This is a genomic window from Rhizobium phaseoli (assembly GCF_001664385.1).
Taxonomy (GTDB): domain Bacteria; phylum Pseudomonadota; class Alphaproteobacteria; order Rhizobiales; family Rhizobiaceae; genus Rhizobium; species Rhizobium phaseoli.
Genome location: NZ_CP013532.1, coordinates 2,488,951 through 2,505,129, shown reverse-complemented (window position 1 = coordinate 2,505,129; position 16,179 = coordinate 2,488,951). Strand labels below are relative to the sequence as shown.

General features: G+C 60.6%; 16 protein-coding genes. 9 read left to right on the top strand and 7 right to left on the bottom strand.

Annotated features, from left to right (window positions below):
• Positions 1-212 precede the first annotated feature (212 nt).
• A complete protein-coding gene (locus AMC88_RS12130) occupies positions 213-1,253 on the top strand; it encodes an acyltransferase family protein (protein WP_012484050.1) in 1,041 nt (346 codons plus the stop codon).
• A gap of 141 nt (positions 1,254-1,394) precedes the next feature.
• Here AMC88_RS12130 and fumC read toward each other — a convergent pair whose 3' ends face one another.
• Positions 1,395-2,786 carry a class II fumarate hydratase gene (gene fumC, locus AMC88_RS12125; protein WP_012484049.1) on the bottom strand — a complete coding sequence of 464 codons (1,392 nt, stop codon included), beginning with the start codon at positions 2,784-2,786 and terminating at the stop codon, positions 1,395-1,397.
• Between the two features lie 166 nt (positions 2,787-2,952).
• Here fumC and AMC88_RS33605 point away from each other — a divergent pair, with 166 nt between their 5' ends.
• Both AMC88_RS33605 and AMC88_RS12120 read left to right on the top strand, forming a co-directional pair.
• A complete protein-coding gene (locus tag AMC88_RS33605; protein WP_167355283.1) occupies positions 2,953-3,114 on the top strand; it encodes a hypothetical protein in 162 nt (53 codons plus the stop codon).
• 92 nt (positions 3,115-3,206) lie between these two features.
• Positions 3,207-5,117 (top strand): L,D-transpeptidase family protein, encoded by a 1,911-nt coding sequence (locus AMC88_RS12120; protein WP_064825328.1) that lies wholly within the window; start codon positions 3,207-3,209, stop codon positions 5,115-5,117.
• A 324-nt stretch (positions 5,118-5,441) separates the two neighbouring features.
• On the opposite strand, the gene AMC88_RS12115 is transcribed toward AMC88_RS12120, so the two are convergent.
• Both AMC88_RS12115 and AMC88_RS33600 read right to left on the bottom strand, forming a co-directional pair.
• Positions 5,442-6,152, bottom strand: a complete 711-nt coding sequence (locus tag AMC88_RS12115) for an HAD family hydrolase (RefSeq protein ID WP_064825327.1) — start codon at positions 6,150-6,152, stop codon at positions 5,442-5,444.
• Between the two features lie 83 nt (positions 6,153-6,235).
• Complete coding sequence (locus tag AMC88_RS33600; protein ID WP_016733239.1) at positions 6,236-6,388, bottom strand: hypothetical protein; 153 nt, start codon at positions 6,386-6,388, stop codon at positions 6,236-6,238.
• Between AMC88_RS33600 and rpiA the strand changes: the two genes are divergently transcribed.
• From rpiA to AMC88_RS12100, 3 genes are all read left to right on the top strand, one after another.
• Positions 6,387-7,085 carry a ribose-5-phosphate isomerase RpiA gene (gene rpiA, locus AMC88_RS12110; RefSeq protein ID WP_012484046.1) on the top strand — a complete coding sequence of 233 codons (699 nt, stop codon included), beginning with the start codon at positions 6,387-6,389 and terminating at the stop codon, positions 7,083-7,085. The two genes, AMC88_RS33600 and rpiA, sit on opposite strands and share 2 nt — an antisense overlap.
• A gap of 15 nt (positions 7,086-7,100) precedes the next feature.
• Entirely contained in the window at positions 7,101-7,658 is a 558-nt protein-coding gene (locus AMC88_RS12105) for a DUF2059 domain-containing protein (protein WP_064825326.1), read from the top strand.
• A 93-nt stretch (positions 7,659-7,751) separates the two neighbouring features.
• On the top strand, positions 7,752-8,033 hold the full coding sequence (locus AMC88_RS12100; protein ID WP_064825325.1) for an acylphosphatase: 282 nt from the start codon (positions 7,752-7,754) through the stop codon (positions 8,031-8,033).
• 49 nt (positions 8,034-8,082) lie between these two features.
• Here the strand turns inward: AMC88_RS12100 and AMC88_RS12095 are convergent, their stop codons facing one another.
• Complete coding sequence (locus tag AMC88_RS12095) at positions 8,083-8,301, bottom strand: hypothetical protein (RefSeq protein ID WP_064825848.1); 219 nt, start codon at positions 8,299-8,301, stop codon at positions 8,083-8,085.
• 245 nt (positions 8,302-8,546) lie between these two features.
• Here AMC88_RS12095 and gor point away from each other — a divergent pair, with 245 nt between their 5' ends.
• On the top strand, positions 8,547-9,932 hold the full coding sequence (gor, locus tag AMC88_RS12090) for a glutathione-disulfide reductase (protein WP_064825324.1): 1,386 nt from the start codon (positions 8,547-8,549) through the stop codon (positions 9,930-9,932).
• Between the two features lie 16 nt (positions 9,933-9,948).
• Here gor and AMC88_RS12085 read toward each other — a convergent pair whose 3' ends face one another.
• On the bottom strand, positions 9,949-11,232 hold the full coding sequence (locus AMC88_RS12085; protein WP_064825323.1) for a pilus assembly protein TadG-related protein: 1,284 nt from the start codon (positions 11,230-11,232) through the stop codon (positions 9,949-9,951).
• Between the two features lie 226 nt (positions 11,233-11,458).
• Here AMC88_RS12085 and AMC88_RS12080 point away from each other — a divergent pair, with 226 nt between their 5' ends.
• Positions 11,459-12,832: a class II 3-deoxy-7-phosphoheptulonate synthase gene (locus AMC88_RS12080; protein WP_003579666.1), complete on the top strand. Its 1,374-nt coding sequence runs from the start codon at positions 11,459-11,461 to the stop codon at positions 12,830-12,832.
• 167 nt (positions 12,833-12,999) lie between these two features.
• Here AMC88_RS12080 and AMC88_RS12075 read toward each other — a convergent pair whose 3' ends face one another.
• Positions 13,000-14,838, bottom strand: coding sequence for an ABC transporter ATP-binding protein (locus tag AMC88_RS12075; protein WP_064825322.1), 1,839 nt, complete (start codon positions 14,836-14,838; stop codon positions 13,000-13,002).
• A gap of 285 nt (positions 14,839-15,123) precedes the next feature.
• Between AMC88_RS12075 and AMC88_RS12070 the strand changes: the two genes are divergently transcribed.
• Positions 15,124-15,522, top strand: a complete 399-nt coding sequence (locus AMC88_RS12070; RefSeq protein WP_064825847.1) for a GFA family protein — start codon at positions 15,124-15,126, stop codon at positions 15,520-15,522.
• On the opposite strand, the gene AMC88_RS12065 is transcribed toward AMC88_RS12070, so the two are convergent.
• Positions 15,519-16,049, bottom strand: coding sequence for a DUF1003 domain-containing protein (locus AMC88_RS12065; protein WP_004676122.1), 531 nt, complete (start codon positions 16,047-16,049; stop codon positions 15,519-15,521). The genes AMC88_RS12070 and AMC88_RS12065 overlap by 4 nt on opposite strands.
• Positions 16,050-16,179: the final 130 nt, after the last annotated feature.

Sequence of the window (16,179 nt, the reverse complement as noted above, 5' to 3'; positions counted from 1 at the left end):
TACGCCCCGTTCTGTCTCTTTTTTGCATGAGCCAGCCCGACGTCTCGGCATCGCGGCAGCGCGGGAAGTGCTGTCGCAACAGCGTGGCGTGCACGACCATCGCCGGGGCGATAAGGTGCATCTGGTTGATAGCGCGCTATTTAAGTTTTCGAAACTTTGATTGAATCCACAACTCTCTCGTGTCATGTTGCGACGCACAAAGCGAGGAGCTCATGGTTTATTCTGTACAATACCTCCGTGCTGTTGCGGCGATCGCGGTCACTATCTTTCATGTTGCGTTCATTTTTGGTTGGAATTTTGTTCCGCTGGCAGCTGGTGTAGACCTGTTTTTCATAATCAGCGGCTTCATCATGTGGACTATTTCGGACGCGAAACCGACCGCGCCTTTGCAGTTCATCCGAAACCGCATTCAGCGGGTTCTGCCGATCTATTGGATCTGCACACTGCTATTTGTGGTTGCGGCTACCGTCTCGCCCAAAAATTACGACAATGCCGTCTTTGGCGCCGCTGATATCATCCGGTCACTGCTGTTTGTCCCTTATGCAGACGGCACCGGTGTCGTTCAGCCGGTTCTCGTTCCGGGTTGGACGCTGAATTATGAGATGTTCTTTTACACCGCGTTTTGCCTTGTCCTGTTCTTGAAAGGAAGAACGGAGCGTCTTCTGGCGATAACGGGTTTTCTTATGCTTTGCGTGGCAATCGGCCTGTTCGCGCCAGTGACCCCATATTCTATCGTTTACGCATCGCCGTTGTTGCTGGAGTTTCTGGCCGGCATTGTCATCGCGTTCGTCATGTCGAGAGCGGACGTCACTTCGACCAAGCTGTCGGTGGCATTGATGGTGCTGGGACTCGTGTCCATCGCCGCTTCCTCCTTCCTTGACAAGCCAAACGGTTTCATTCGGGTTCTCGTATGGGGCGTTCCGTCGGTCCTTATCGTTCTGGGTGCCCTGGTCGCCGAACGTGCAAGCCTTTTTCCGAAATTGACATGGTTGAAGATATTGGGGGATTCGTCCTACTCGCTCTACCTGACTCATATGATTGCGATCGGTGTCGCAAAACTCGCCATCTATATCGCTGGGGTCGAACGCTGGACCGCGCCGCTTGCCCTTCGAATTCCATTGCTCGTGGTCACGACGATATTCTGCGTTTCCGTTGGACTCGTCTTTTATTTCTGCGTCGAGAAGAAGATTGCCCAGTTTCTCAAACGGTTGGAGAGAGACAGAAGGGCCGCTTCATACATGCCTGCTGAATAGGCTGCGGCCGCGCCGGAGCTTATTTCAGCTTTCAGACCTTCAAGCCGGGCCGGCGTCGGTTTCTCCATTTACAGGATGGAGGGGCGGGTCGAACCCGTGGCTCAACCCGACACTGTTTGGGGCGGGATGGCAAACGCCAGCCTATTTCGGGCCGATCATCGTTTCCGGGCGAACGATCGCGTCATAATCCTCAGCTGATACGAGGCCGCTTGCCAGCGCCTCTTCCTTGAGTGTCGTGCCGTTCTTGTGGGCCGTCTTGGCGATCTTGGCGGCGGCGTCGTAGCCAATCTTCGGGGCGAGGGCAGTGACCAGCATCAGCGAGCGTTCGAGGCCGGCCCTAATATTGTCTTCGCGCGCCTCGATGCCGACGACGCAGTTGTCGGTGAAGGAGACGGCGGCGTCGGCAAGCAGCTGTACCGACTGCAGGAAATTATAGGCCATCATCGGATTGTAGACGTTGAGCTCGAAATGGCCCTGGCTGTCGGCGAAAGTCAGGGCGGCGTGATTGCCGAAGATGTGGATGCAGACCTGCGTCAGCGCTTCGCATTGCGTCGGGTTGACCTTGCCGGGCATGATCGACGAGCCGGGCTCGTTTTCCGGCAGCGCCAGTTCGCCGAGACCGGCGCGCGGGCCGGAGCCGAGCAGGCGGATATCGTTGGCGATCTTGAAGAGGGCTGCGGCCGCCGCGTTGATGGCGCCGTGGGAAAAGACCATGCTGTCATGCGAGGCGAGCGCTTCGAACTTGTTCGGTGCGGTCACGAAGGGCATGCCGGTGATGGCGGCGATCTCTTCGGCCACCTTCTCGGCAAAGCCCACCGGCGCGTTGAGGCCGGTGCCGACCGCCGTGCCGCCCTGGGCGAGTTCGCAGAGGCCGGGCAGGGTCATCTCGATACGTCTGATGGCGGAGCCGAGCTGGGCGGCATAGCCGGAAAATTCCTGGCCGAGGGTCAGCGGCGTCGCATCCTGGGTGTGGGTGCGGCCGATCTTGATGATGTGGCTGAATTCGATGACCTTCATGTCGAGGGCGGCATGCAAGTGCTTGAGGGCCGGCAGCAGATGATGGGCGATCCGCTCGGCGCAGGCGATATGCATGGCCGTCGGATAGGTGTCGTTGGATGACTGGCTCATATTAACGTGATCGTTCGGGTGCACCGGCTTCTTGGAACCCATGACGCCACCAAGCATTTCTATGGCACGATTGGAGATCACTTCGTTGGCGTTCATGTTGGACTGCGTGCCCGAACCGGTCTGCCAGACCACCAGCGGGAAATGGTCGTCGAGCTTGCCGTCGATCACTTCCTGGGCGGCATCGATGATGGCTTCGCCAAGAGCAGGATCCAACTGGCCGAGCGACATGTTGGCGCGAGCGGCCGCCTGCTTTACGATGCCGAGCGCACGTACGATCGAGAGCGGCTGCTTTTCCCAGCCGATCTTGAAATTGCCGAGTGAACGCTCGGCCTGGGCGCCCCAATATCGGTCGGCGGCGACATCGATAGTACCAAAAGTATCGGTTTCGGTGCGGGTTGCGGTCATGGCTCTTGCCTTCCCTTTACATACTGTTTTCGGGCATCTTCGAAAGATGTGGTCTTATAGGTCGGAAACCAGATCTAGAAAACCGGACTTTGCCGGAAATATTGAATATGTCAGTCATGTTTGTTCCTCGCCAAAGGCGTGCCTTTTCAGCCACTTTGGAAATTTTATGCGCCCGTACGTTTTTGCCCGACTGGTCTGTCGGCGAAAATTCGGTAAAAAATTAACTAATAATTTCATAATTTTGTGTGAACTGCTGCGCGGCGCCGTGCAGGATTCTTCTCACATGAAATTGAGTCCGCCGGCGCTGGCGGCGCAGGCCGGTTTCTGATCAAGAAGCCGGACGCTGCTTGAGTTTCGCGGGATTTGAGCTTGAGCTTTGTGCTCGTGATAAAACAGCATGACACCGGGACTGGAAGATATATGACGTTCGTTTTTAAAAGCGCGGTATCCGCAATGGCAATTTCCTGCGGCGTAGCAGTGATGAGTGCCGCTCCCGCGCATGCCTATACGCTGATGGATATGCTGCGCGGCGACAGGCAGCGTTCCCAGAGCACCATCTTCATGGACCAGGCGCCCGGCCGGCCGGTGCCGCGTGGTGCCGATGGCAGTTCGCTCGGCGGGCTTGATCCGGAAGCGGCGCTGCCGAAGGTGAGCGGTCCGCGGTACTACACCTATAAAACCGAAACGCTGCAGTTCGTCGATACGAGCAAGTTCGCCGATCCTATCGTGACCGGCGCCGTCGCCGATGTTTCTGCCAATGGCGATACCGGCGCCGAACCGGCCGTACAGCGCCGCTTCCTGGCGCAGGCCAAGGTGCGCGCCAATGCCGATGTCGCCAAGGCACTCGAAGCCTATTACAGCAACAGCAGCAATCCGCTCGTCTGGGTCGAGGGCAGCCAGATCAACGATCGCGCCAAGTCGGCGATGGCAGCGCTTGCCGATGCGGCGGCCGTCGGTCTCGATCCTGCTGATTACGTAGTCCAGGCGCCGATGATCGACCCGGCCAATCCCGATCCCGCCACCCGCGACCGGGCGCTGACGCAGTTCGAGCTCGAGCTTTCGTCCAAGGTCCTCGCCTTCGTGCAAGATACGGTTCGCGGCCGCATCGATCCGAACAAGATTTCCGGCTATCACGACTTCCAGCGCAAGGTGGTTAATCTGGCGCCGGTGCTGAAGCTTGCCCGCATGAGCCCCGATGCCGGTGCCTATCTCACCAGCCGCTCCCCCGATGGTCCGCAGTTCGAGGCCCTGAAAGCGGAGCTCGCCAAGCTGCGCGCCGCCGACGGCGGCAACGAAGAACAGATCGTCATTTCGCTCGATAAGCTGCTTCGGCCGGGCGACAGCTCGCCGGAGGTCGCCAATATCGTCAAGGCGCTTGCCAAGCACGGTTCCGAAACGCTGAAGACCAATCATGCGGCGACGCTTGCTTCCTATGCGGGCGGCAGCGATTATTCGCCCGAGATCGTCGCGCTGGTTGAGGATTTCCAGAAGGAGCGCGGGTTGAAGGCCGACGGCGTCATCGGTCAGGCGACGGTGCGCGCCATGACCGGCGGTGACACAAATGCCTCCAAGATCGACAAGCTCGTCGTAGCCATGGAGCAGGCGCGCTGGCTGCCGGAGGATCTCGGTTCGCGCTACGTCATGATCAATCAGCCGGCCTACATGGCCTACTACCACAATGACGGCAAGGAACAGCTGTCGATGCGTGTCGTCGTCGGCGGCAAGAACAATCAGACCTATTTCTTCGACGACGAGATCGAGACGGTCGAGTTCAACCCGTTCTGGGGCGTGCCGCAGTCGATCATTATCAACGAGATGTTGCCGAAGCTGCGCTCGGATCCAAACTATCTCGACCAGCTCGGCTATGAGGTCGAAGTGAACGGCCACGCCGTCGCCTCGTCCAGCGTCGACTGGTACGGCTCAACCGACAATGTTTCGGTGCGCCAGCCGCCGAGCAGCGACAATGCGCTCGGTGAACTCAAGATCCTGTTCCCGAACAGCCATGCAATCTACATGCACGACACGCCGTCGAAGAGTTTCTTCAAGCGCGACATGCGGGCTCTGAGCCACGGCTGCGTGCGTCTTTCCAATCCGCGCGCGATGGCAGCCGCCGTGCTAGGCACGACGGTCGACGACGTCGCCAAGCAGATCGCCTCCGGACAGAATCATGCGGTGAGGGTGCCGCAGAAGATCCCGGTTTACGTGTCCTATTTCACCGCCTGGCCGAACAAGGAGGGCGTCGTGGAATATTTTGACGACGTCTACGGCCGCGACGCCTATGTCGAAAAGGCCTTCGACGCGACGACCAAGGCGCGCGGCGCGCAGATCTGACGCAGGTATATTTGGTTTCGGAACGGGCGGCCTTCAGGTCGCCCGTTTTGTTTTGGGAGTGAGGGAGCGATGCGTTTGGCAGACTGGAGCCAAAAAACTCGTCCCTCATTCCTGTGCTCGTCTCAGGAATCCAGCAGCCGCGTGTCTACGCGGCGGGGAATTGCAGCCCCGTCGACAAATGGTCCCATTGCAGGAGCAATGTCCTCTTCAAGTGAAGGATGCTCGTCTCAATGTGAGAGTCTTTTCGGCTTGCGGACGCAAGCCGGCTGGATTCCTGTGACGAGCACAGGAATGAGGGAGGGAGAGGAGAAATGAGCGGAGTGCTCAGACCGCTACCTTCTCCGCATACTCCCGCAACAACCGCTCCACCAGCTCCGGCGTCAGCTCATCGTAATGCCGGATGATCACATCCGGATCGAGGCTTGAAACCGGCACATCCGAATAACCGAAAGGCACGGCGATCGACGGCACGGCAGCGTTCTTCGCCACGGCGATGTCGTTGATGCTGTCGCCGATCATCACGGTGCGGGCGATGTCGCCGCCGGCGCGATCGATAGTGCCGGTGAGATGGCGGGCGTCAGGTTTGCGGTATTCGAAAGTATCGCCACCGGTGATGGCGTCGAAGTAGCCGACAAGGTCCAGCTTGTCGAGCAGACCGAACGCCAGGCTTTCCATCTTGTTGGTGCAGACGGCAAGGCGGTAGCCGGCCGTTTTCAGCCGGTCCATCGCGGCGACCAGGCCGGGATAGGGTTCGGTGTGGCCTGGCATATTGCCGGCATAATGGGCGACGAAGCGTTCGAGCAGCCGCGGGACGGCGGCGCTTTCGAGCGGATGGCCGCGCAGCCGGCAGGCACGCTCGATCATCACCCGCGCGCCCTGGCCGACGAGATGGGTGAGGTCGTCATAGCTGACCGGTTCGAGGCCAAGGTCTGCGATCGTATGGTTCAGGCTTTCGACCAGGTCTGCATGGGTATCGAGAAGGGTACCGTCGAGATCGAAGACGATCAGCGCTGGGCGAATGGGGGCAGGGGTCAAGGGCTTGCCTCTTTGAGCGATGGGTCGTCCCAGAAAGCGACGGGGCGCGCCAGGGGACGAGGGATCGTTCCTGAGGTAGGCGATCACGCGGCGGAAAGCAACGTTAGGATGCCGGCCGGGGCGGCCGCAGGCATTTGTTTCGGCTTTTCATTTTCCGTGATGATTTTGACTTTCGTTTGCCAGGCGAGCCGTGTAAACAGCACATCCAACGCAATAAATCGGAGCTGGCGGCGCATGGATGCCCGCGAAATGAAGATCAAGGCCGCCGAGGCCGCACTCGCCCATGTCGAAGACGGGATGCGCCTCGGGATCGGGACAGGCAGCACGGCGGAAGAATTCGTCCGGCTGCTGGCGGAGAAGGTGGCGGGCGGCTTCAGAGTCGAAGGCGTTCCGACGTCCGAACGGACCGCGCGGCTCTGCGTCGAACTCGGTGTTCCGCTGAAGTCGCTCGACGAGCTGCCGGCGCTCGATCTGACGGTCGACGGCGCCGACGAGGTCGATCCGGCGCTCAGATTGATCAAGGGCGGGGGCGGCGCGCTGCTGCGCGAAAAGATCGTTGCGGCCGCTTCTGAACGGATGATTGTCATCGCCGACGAGAGCAAGCTGGTCGATACGCTTGGCGCCTACGCGCTGCCGATCGAGGTCAACCCGTTCGGTCTGGTTTCGACGCGGATCGCGATCGAGAAAGTCGCGGCCCGGCTCGGCCTTTCCGGCGAACTCAGCCTGCGCCAGTCGGGTGACGGAGAGTTTACCACGGATGGCGGCCATCACATCATCGATGCATCTTTTGGCCGCATTCCTGATGCAGAGGCGCTTTCGAGCGAGCTGAATTCCATACCCGGCGTCGTCGAACACGGGCTCTTTATCAATATGGCGGCACTTGCGATCATTGCCGGTCCTGCAGGTGCGCGCACGCTGCAGGCAAACAGATAACAGGAGCATACACTCATGATGAACATTGCAGGTCTTGGCCGTTTTGCCGCTGCGACCATCGTTCTTTCCGGGCTTGCCTTCGGCTCCGCCGTCAAGGCGCAGGAAGTCTCCGAGGAACAGCTGAAGGCGTCTCGCGCCGCGATCGACGCCATCGGCGCCACTGCCCAGTTCGACAACATCCTGCCCGGTCTCGCCGAGCGTCTGAAGGCCGGCCTGATTCAGGATTCGCCGAATTACCAGGACATCATTTCCTCGACGGTCGACGCGCAGGCGCTGAAGCTGGCGCCACGCCGCGGTGATCTCGAAAAGGAGGCGGCACTTACCTACGCCAAGACCTTCACGATCGATGAGCTGAAGGCGATTGCGGATTTCTATAATTCCGACGTCGGCAAGAAGCTGCTGCACGACGGCCCGGTCGCCTCCCGCGAAACGGCCAAGGCTGCCGATATTTGGGCGCAGGGCATTTCGCGCGACTTGGAAAAGCAGAGCAATGCCGAGCTTTCCAAGGTTATCAAGGCACCGCCGCCGGCAACCGACAGTCCGGTCGCTCCGGCACCGGCCGCCCAGCAGTAACGGCTGCCCGCCAGAATTCGCGAAAGCCCGGCATCGTCCGGGCTTTTTTGTTATGATGAAGCAGACCTGGCGGCGAAGGTTGGTGAGGCAGATATGTCCGATCGTTATGAGGCTGTGCGAGTACGAATATCAGGCAGGGTCCAAGGGGTGGGTTTTCGCATGTGGACGCGCGATGAGGCGCTGCGGCTCGGGCTGACCGGCTGGGTGCGCAACGAAGCAGACGGATCCGTCGCCGCCTTGGTCGCCGGCCCGGACAATGTGATCTCAACGATGATCGAGCGTTTGAGGCGCGGGCCGGCAGGGGCATCGGTTTCTGGCATCGAGACGGAAGCGACGCGGCTTGAGAAGATGCCGACGGATTTCCGTATCACCTGATGACAGCGGCAATCCGCCAAGGGACGGGCTCTGCGGATGCGTATGACGCTCAGCCCCAATCCTTCGAGCTCTTGGCCAATTGCCAGGCGCCTGTCTCGTCCGGCTCGACGCGCTTGTTGCCGCGGTAGAAAATCGGCAGTCCGGTTTTCTTGTCTATCGCAAAGCGGCTCGGCGTGAATTTCTCGTCTTCATGGCCCGCGATGGCGAGATTGAGAGCCTCTTTGAATTTGCCGGCCTTGCACAGCTTGGCGAACAGAGTTTGATCCATCTTTTGCTCCGGCATCCTTTTGCGTCTCAAGCATTGCCCTGCCAGCCGCAGCGGACCGGGTCAACCGCAAATCGGTGACCGGGTCAACCGTCGAACGGTGATCGAGCTCAACCATACCCGGTGACCGGTTCAGATGAAGATTCGGCAATGGGGGTAGGAAGAGGCAGGGGCGGGGCTTTTGTTTTCATGAGGATCGCCCCTATATCAGGAACGTCCTTTCCTGCGATTCCCTTCCGGAGTTCCTCATGTCTTCCTACGACTACGACCTCTTCGTCATCGGCGGCGGTTCCGGGGGCGTGCGCGCCGCTCGCGTGGCTGCCTCGCTCGGCAAGAGAGTGGCGATCGCCGAGGAGTATCGCTATGGCGGCACATGCGTCATCCGCGGCTGCGTGCCGAAGAAGCTCTTCGTCTATGCCTCGCAGTTTCACGAGCATTTCGAGGATGCGGAAGGCTTCGGCTGGACGGTCGGCGAAAGCAGCTTCGACTGGAAGAAGCTGGTGGAGGCCAAGGATGCCGAGATTGCGCGGCTGGAAGGGCTCTACAAGAAGGGGCTCGCCGGCGCCAATGCCGAGATCCTGGAATCGCGCGCCGAGCTGGTCGATGCTCATACCGTCCGGCTTGCGAAAACAGGGCAGACGGTGACCGCAAAAACGGTCATCATCGCCACCGGCGGAAGGCCGAACCCGCATGCGGCCCTTCCTGGTCACGAGTTCTGCATTTCCTCCAACGAGGCCTTCCATCTTGAGGAGCTGCCGAAATCAATCGTAATCGCCGGCGGCGGCTATATCGCCGTCGAGTTCGCCAATATTTTCCATGGCCTCGGCGTCGAGACGACGCTGATCTACCGCGGCGCCGAAATCCTGTCGCGTTTCGACGAGGATCTGCGGCGCGGGCTGCACGAGGCGATGGTCGCCAAGGGTATCCGCATTCTCTGCCACGACACGCTGCAGAAGGTCTCCAAAGGCGAGGATGGGCTCACCCTCGAGACGATGAATAACGGCACGCTGCAGGCTGGCGTCGTCCTGCTGGCGCTCGGGCGCGATCCGAACACGGAGGGCCTCGGTCTGGAGGCGGCCGGCGTCGCCGTCGACGAGCGCGGCGCCATCATCGTCGACGACTATTCCCGTACCAACGTCGAAAACATCTATGCCCTCGGCGATGTTACCAACCGGGTGCAGTTGACGCCGGTGGCGATCCATGAAGCGATGTGCTTCATCGAAACCGAGTACAAGAACAACCCGACCCGGCCGGATTACGAGCTGATCCCGACCGCCGTCTTCTCGCAGCCGGAGATCGGTACCGTCGGCCTCTCCGAAGAGGAAGCGGGTAAGCGTTACGGCGAACTCGAGGTTTATCGCGCCCAATTCCGGCCGCTGAAGGCCACGCTTTCCGGCCGGGCCGAGCGGATGATCATGAAGCTGATCGTCGATGCGGCGAGCCGCAAGGTGGTTGGCGCCCATATCCTCGGCCACGATGCCGGCGAGATGGCGCAGCTGCTCGGCGTCACGCTGAAGGCGGGCTGCACCAAGGATGACTTCGACCAGACGATGGCGCTGCACCCGACGGCAGCCGAGGAGCTCGTCACCATGTATGCGCCGAGCTATCGGATTCGCGAGGGAAAGCGCGTCTAGCTCTAAGTCCGGTACTTTAGCTGGTGATCCGTGGCGCGCGGATGACCTTGAGGAAAAGCGCCTTCATCGCATCGGTGATACCTTCGGTCGGCGACACCTCGAAATAGAAACCGGGCGAGGCGCATGCCTGCATTTTCGTCGGGATCTCGCTCTGGAAGGGCTTGATCCAGGTATTGTACCAGCTGTTGCTCGGCAACGGCAGATAGGTGGTATAGAGCACGGCGATCTTGACGCCGCGATCCTTCAGGGGCTTGCAGAACGAGGTGTCGATCGGCTCCTGACAGCGGCCACCGGTTGTCTTCTTGGTGCATGTGGACGGCTTGTAGCTGTCGCCGACGCCATCGGATACGAAGAACAGAATCTTTTCGGCGCTGGTGTTCGACGTGCCGTCACCGGCCGGGTCGATGATCGTGTTCATCTGCGTCATGGCGCTGTCGAAGTTGGTGATCTGGTCGCTGTTGTAGTTCTGATAGGGAATGGTCATCAGATCGACCGCGTCTGTATAGTTCTTCACCTTCGTCAGGTCGGAGGTCAGGCCGGAGATCGTCGTCAGCTTGGCGTCCTCGGCCTTGGTGCCGAAAGTGTAGACGCCCATACGGAACTGGTCGCTGCTGACGCGCTCGGTCTTGGCCGTATCGGTCAGCGCCTGGGTCGCCTGGCGCACCACGTCGATGCGCATGGCGACACCGAGGCTTTTGGCGATGGTATAGTTGTTGGTGCTCTTGTCCATCTGGTGGCAGGCAAAGGCGCAGCCTACCTTGGCCTCCAGCTTTGAAACGTCGCTCGGGGTCGCGCCGACGCCCATGGAGGGCGTATTGTCGAGCAGGATATAGAAATCCATGAAGGCGGCGGTCTGGTATTCGGCAGTCGCCGTGCCGGAGATCGTAATCGAGTCCCGGCCAAAAATTCGCATGAAGGTCGTCGGCACCGTGGCGGTGAAGGAAACCTGCGAATTCAGCTTGTTGGCGGTCTTGGTCACGTCGATGCCGAGATCGACATGAACCTCGGCCAGTTCCCCCGACACTTGGGACATGAAGATGTCGCGCGCATCGGTCTTGCCGAGCGAGATCGTGCCGTTGCCGTTCATCGCCATCGCTGCCGCGACCGCGCCGGATTTTTCGGCGATCGAACCGACGGCGGCGGCGTCGGCTGCGGCATAAAGCTGGGTTCTCAGGCTCAGCGCATGGGCGAAATCCACCGCCATGCCTGCCGTCCCGACAAGCGGTACCATCAGCAATGCCGTCATGATGCCGAAATTGCCCGAGCGGTCCGATATGAAACCGGGCGGAAGGATCGCCATGCCATGTCCCCGATGTTGAAACTCTTTCCGCTTCTACATTCAAAGTCTAAAATATGGGGAAATCGACATGGTATATGCCGGTTTAACCGGGCAATGGGCGACTGCGGCGGGCAGACGAGACGCTTTGGGCGATTGATCTTTGCAAGCCGGATCTAAAGGTCTATAAGCCCCCGGATTATCAAGGGTAGTCGCATTCCAGGAACTGGGGCGAGAACAGGTGAGTGAGATGGCAGAGAATTGGACCCCGAGCAGCTGGCGGCAGAAACCGATCCTGCAGGTTCCCGAATATCCGGATGCAGCCGCATTGGCGGCAACGGAGGCCACGCTCGCCAGCTATCCGCCGCTCGTCTTTGCCGGCGAGGCGCGCCGGCTGAAGAAGCATCTCGCCAATGTCGCAGAAGGCAACGGCTTCCTGCTGCAGGGCGGCGACTGCGCCGAGAGCTTCGCCGAACACGGTGCGGACAATATTCGCGACTTCTTCCGCGCGTTCCTGCAGATGGCCGTCGTGCTGACCTTCGGCGCGCAGCTGCCGGTCGTCAAGGTCGGCCGCATTGCCGGCCAGTTCGCCAAGCCGCGTTCGTCGAATGTCGAGAAGCAGGGCGACGTGACGCTGCCGGCCTATCGCGGCGACATCATCAATGGCATCGAATTCACCGAAGAGTCGCGCATTCCGAACCCGGAACGCCAGGCCATGGCCTACCGCCAGTCGGCCGCGACGCTCAACCTACTGCGCGCCTTCGCGATGGGCGGCTATGCCAACCTCGAAAACGTGCATCAGTGGATGCTGGGCTTCGTCAAGGACAGCCCGCAGGGCGAGCGTTACCGCAAGCTCGCCGACCGCATCAGCGAAACCATGGATTTCATGAAGGCGATCGGCATCACCTCGGAAAATCACCCGAGCCTGCGCGAGACCGATTTCTTCACCAGCCACGAGGCGCTGCTGCTCGGCTACGAGGAGGCGCTGACCCGCGTCGATTCCACGTCGGGTGACTGGTACGCCACATCGGGCCACATGATCTGGATCGGCGACCGTACGCGCCAGGCCGACCATGCGCATATCGAATATTGCCGCGGCATCAAGAACCCGATCGGCCTCAAGTGCGGCCCATCGCTGCAGGCCGACGATCTGCTGCAGCTGATCGACATCCTGAACCCGGCTAACGAAGCCGGGCGGCTGACGCTGATCTGCCGTTTCGGCCATGAGAAGGTCGCCGAAAACCTGCCGCGCCTTATCCGCGCCGTCGAGCGCGAGGGTCGCAAGGTCGTCTGGTCCTGCGACCCGATGCACGGCAACACGATCACGCTCAACAACTACAAGACCCGTCCTTTCGAGCGGATACTGTCGGAAGTCGAAAGCTTCTTCCAGATCCACCGCGCCGAAGGCACGCATCCCGGCGGCATCCATGTCGAAATGACCGGCAAGGATGTGACGGAATGCACCGGCGGCGCCCGCGCCGTCACCGCCGACGACCTGCAGGATCGCTACCACACCCATTGCGATCCGCGCCTCAACTCCGACCAGGCGCTCGAACTCGCTTTCCTGCTTGCCGAGCGCATGAAGGGCGGCCGCGACGAGAAGCGCATGGTCGCCAACGGCTGAGACTGAGCCAGACGGATGACGAAAAGCCCGGTTCTCCCGGGCTTTTTTGTTCACAAGGCTGACCTTTCGCTCGGCGTCATCCTCGGCCTTGTGCAGCACAAGGCCGAGGATGACGGAGCGTGTGATGGCCAGCCATAAAGACGCTCTGATGGTCGAGCTGCCAGATTTCAGATGCTGGCCTGAACACTGTGCAGGTTGGCGTAAACGCCGCCTTGCGTCATCAGATCGTCATGCGTGCCCTGTTCGACGATGCCGTCGCCCGTCAGGACCAGGATGCGGTCGGCATGGCGGACGGTCGACAGGCGATGGGCGATGACCAGCGTGGTTCGCCCATTCGCCAGGCTCAGCAGCGCCTGCTGCACCGCCCGTTCGCTCTCGTTGTCGAGCGCGCTGGTCGCCTCGTCGAAGATCAGAATCTCAGGATCCTTGAGGAAGGCGCGGGCGATGGTGATGCGCTGGCGCTGGCCGCCCGAAAGCTTGACGCCGCGCTGGCCGATATCGGTATCATAGCCCTGGGGCAGAGCCATGATGAAGTCGTGCGCATTGGCGGCCCGGGCCGCCGCTTCCAGTTCGGCATCGCTGGCGTCGGGCCTGCCGTAGCGCAGGTTGTCCGCCACGGTGCCGGCAAAAAGGTAAACATCCTGCTGCACCACCCCGACATGGCGCCGGAGCGAGGCCAGTGTCACATCGCGGATATCGGTACCGTCGATGCGGATCGCCCCGGCCTCGACATCATAGAAGCGCGGTATGAGTGCGCAAAGTGTGCTCTTGCCGACCCCCGAAGGGCCGACCAGCGCAACAAACTCCCCAGGCGCGATGGTGAGCGACAGCCGCTCCAGTACGCGCGGACCATCGGCCTCGTAGCCGAAGGCGACGTCGGAGAAACTGATCTCGCCTCTTGGCACCGGCATCGACCGGGCGGCCGGCCGGTCGGTGATATCAGGAGCGATCTCCAGGATTTCCATGGCTCTGATGAAACCGGTATAGCCCTCCTGCCAGAGCCGCACGAAATTGGCGAGCCGCTGCACCGGATCGACCAGTACGGCGACGCAGAGCAGGAAGGTCAGCATATCCGGGACGGTGAGCTGCGCTGTTAGGATGCGTAAGCCTCCGACGACGATCACCAATATGGTGACGAGCTGGGCGAAGCTTTCGGTGCCGACCGAAAACCATGCTTCGCTGCGGTAGCCATCGGCGCGGCTTTGCAGAAAGCGATGATTCTGCTCGGCGAAGCGTTCTTGTTCCAGCGCCTCGTTGGCGAAGGACTGGACGACGCGGATTCCCGCGAGCGCGTCCTCCACGCGCTCGTTGACGGCCGCGATCTGCCGTTTGCTGGCTTCGAGCGCGCGGTTCATGCGTCGGTTGAAATAAACGGCATAAGCCACTGCCGCAGGGGTCAGCAGCAGGATGAGGCTGGCCAATGCCGGATCGATGAAGAACAGCACCAGCATGGCGCCGCCATATTTCAGCACGGCGATAGAGAGATCCTCGGGGCCATGGTGGAAGAGCTCGCCCAACCACAGGGAGTCATTGGTGATGCGGCTCATCAGCTGGCCGGTGCGCTGGCGGTCGTAAAAGCTGAAGGAAAGCTTCTGGCAGTGCTCGAACAGCTCCTGCCGGACCGTCGCCTCGATGCCGGCGCCCATGACGTGGCCGCGATAATCGACGAAGAAGATCGCGGCTATCTGGACTGCCAGAACGACCAGCATGACGCCGCCCATCAACAGGATCTGGGTGAAGGCCTGCGGCGCATCGGGCAGGGCCAGAAGACGGCTGGTGACGATATTGGCACAAAGCGGCAGGGCGACCGCCGTGCCGGCAACGAGGATGGCACAAAGCAGATCCGCCAACAGCAGCGGCAGATGCGGGCGATAGTAGGAGAGAAATTTTCGCACGCGCACCCATCGCCGGCCGCGGTCGGCGGACTCGGGATGGCGCAGAAAAAATTTCAGGAAAGGCTTATAGCGTCGCGAGCTTTTCCTCGCGCGGGAGAACGAAATGTTCATGAGGCAGAATGTCCTTGTGGGCGATGTTTCCTTTCTGTTTGGACAGGGTCGCTCTCATGACAGTCTCCCACAGGTTGAATGAATTGGACTTACAGTATCACCGAGAAGCTCGATCAATTCAACTTGGTGACGTCAGGAGATCGGTCGGTGTTGTCGACGGGCAACAGCCCCGGCCGTGTCGAGACGACGCGATTGAGCTTCAAGTTTTCTGATCTCTTGTTGAACGGAATGGATTTGACGCCCGTGGCGATCGGCGGCAACCTCCAGCAAAATGGAGGAGTGGTTATGACCGAACGGCATACAGGCGGCTGCCTTTGCGGCGCAGTGCGATATTCGATTGCGGACAAACCCGGACCCGTCGTCGGCTGCCATTGTTCCCAGTGCCGCCGGCAGACGGGGTTTTATTATGCGGCGGCGAACGTGCCGCGCGCAGCTCTTTCGCTAGAGGGCGCCGAAGCTGTCCGCTGGTATCGGTCGAGCAGTGAGGCGCAGCGCGGCTTCTGCGCGAATTGCGGCTCGGCATTATTCTGGCAGGGTGATGAATCGCAGGAGGTTTCGGTCCTGGCCGGAAGCTTCGACGAGCCGACCGGGCTTTCCTTCAGTCACCACATTTATTGCACGGACAAGGGCGATTTCTACGAGATCACGGATGGCCTGCCGCAATATGACAGGTATCCGGTCTAGCTTCTGGCGGAAAGCGCGGCGCTGAGGCGAGCGACGTCCTCGCGCAGCGCCGTCAGCTCGGTCAGCACGTGCATATCGATCTTCTGATGCAGGGAGAGCACTTCGAGTTCAGCCTTGAGATTGACTTCGTAATCCTTTGCGGCCTCGAAGCGGTCGCGCTCGGCCTGGCGGTTCTGCGACATCATGATGATCGGCGCCTGGATGGCGGCGAGCATCGACAGGATCAGGTTCAGGAAGACGAAGGGATAGGGGTCGAAGGCGCGGGTCGCCAGGAGGATGGTGTTGATGATCGTCCAGACCGCGAGGAAGGCCAGGAAGGCGATAATGAAGGACCAGGAGCCGCCGACACGGGCGATGCCGTCGGCGACACGCTCGCCGAACGAAGCCTCGGCGGAGAAGGCGGCATTGACGTCGGTCGAAATGACCTTGCGCTCATGGGCTTTCGCCAGGACGCGTTTTTCGATGTCGCCGAGTTCATCGGCCGGCTTGTCGAAATGATGGTGCATGAAGTTCGAAAGATTAGACATGGCCTGTTTCCGGTGCCCGTTGTCGATGCAGTGGATTTCGGCGCCAGTATTCTGCTCCCCCAGGAAATTGCAATGCGGGTCGGTGCCGCAAGGTCATACTACCGGCGTTCACAAAAAAATCGTCGACGCG

Coding starts and splice junctions, on each gene's coding strand:
- AMC88_RS12120 (WP_064825328.1), top strand. CDS start 3,207: ATGACGTTCGTTTTTAAAAGCGCGGTATCCGCAATGGCAATTTCCTGC.
- gor (WP_064825324.1), top strand. CDS start 8,547: ATGTCTTCCTACGACTACGACCTCTTCGTCATCGGCGGCGGTTCCGGG.
- AMC88_RS12085 (WP_064825323.1), bottom strand. CDS start 11,232: ATGGCGATCCTTCCGCCCGGTTTCATATCGGACCGCTCGGGCAATTTC.
- AMC88_RS12130 (WP_012484050.1), top strand. CDS start 213: ATGGTTTATTCTGTACAATACCTCCGTGCTGTTGCGGCGATCGCGGTC.
- AMC88_RS12075 (WP_064825322.1), bottom strand. CDS start 14,838: ATGAACATTTCGTTCTCCCGCGCGAGGAAAAGCTCGCGACGCTATAAG.
- AMC88_RS33605 (WP_167355283.1), top strand. CDS start 2,953: ATGCGCCCGTACGTTTTTGCCCGACTGGTCTGTCGGCGAAAATTCGGT.
- AMC88_RS12080 (WP_003579666.1), top strand. CDS start 11,459: ATGGCAGAGAATTGGACCCCGAGCAGCTGGCGGCAGAAACCGATCCTG.
- rpiA (WP_012484046.1), top strand. CDS start 6,387: ATGGATGCCCGCGAAATGAAGATCAAGGCCGCCGAGGCCGCACTCGCC.
- AMC88_RS12065 (WP_004676122.1), bottom strand. CDS start 16,049: ATGTCTAATCTTTCGAACTTCATGCACCATCATTTCGACAAGCCGGCC.
- AMC88_RS33600 (WP_016733239.1), bottom strand. CDS start 6,388: ATGCGCCGCCAGCTCCGATTTATTGCGTTGGATGTGCTGTTTACACGG.
- AMC88_RS12105 (WP_064825326.1), top strand. CDS start 7,101: ATGATGAACATTGCAGGTCTTGGCCGTTTTGCCGCTGCGACCATCGTT.
- AMC88_RS12100 (WP_064825325.1), top strand. CDS start 7,752: ATGTCCGATCGTTATGAGGCTGTGCGAGTACGAATATCAGGCAGGGTC.
- AMC88_RS12070 (WP_064825847.1), top strand. CDS start 15,124: ATGACCGAACGGCATACAGGCGGCTGCCTTTGCGGCGCAGTGCGATAT.
- fumC (WP_012484049.1), bottom strand. CDS start 2,786: ATGACCGCAACCCGCACCGAAACCGATACTTTTGGTACTATCGATGTC.
- AMC88_RS12095 (WP_064825848.1), bottom strand. CDS start 8,301: ATGGATCAAACTCTGTTCGCCAAGCTGTGCAAGGCCGGCAAATTCAAA.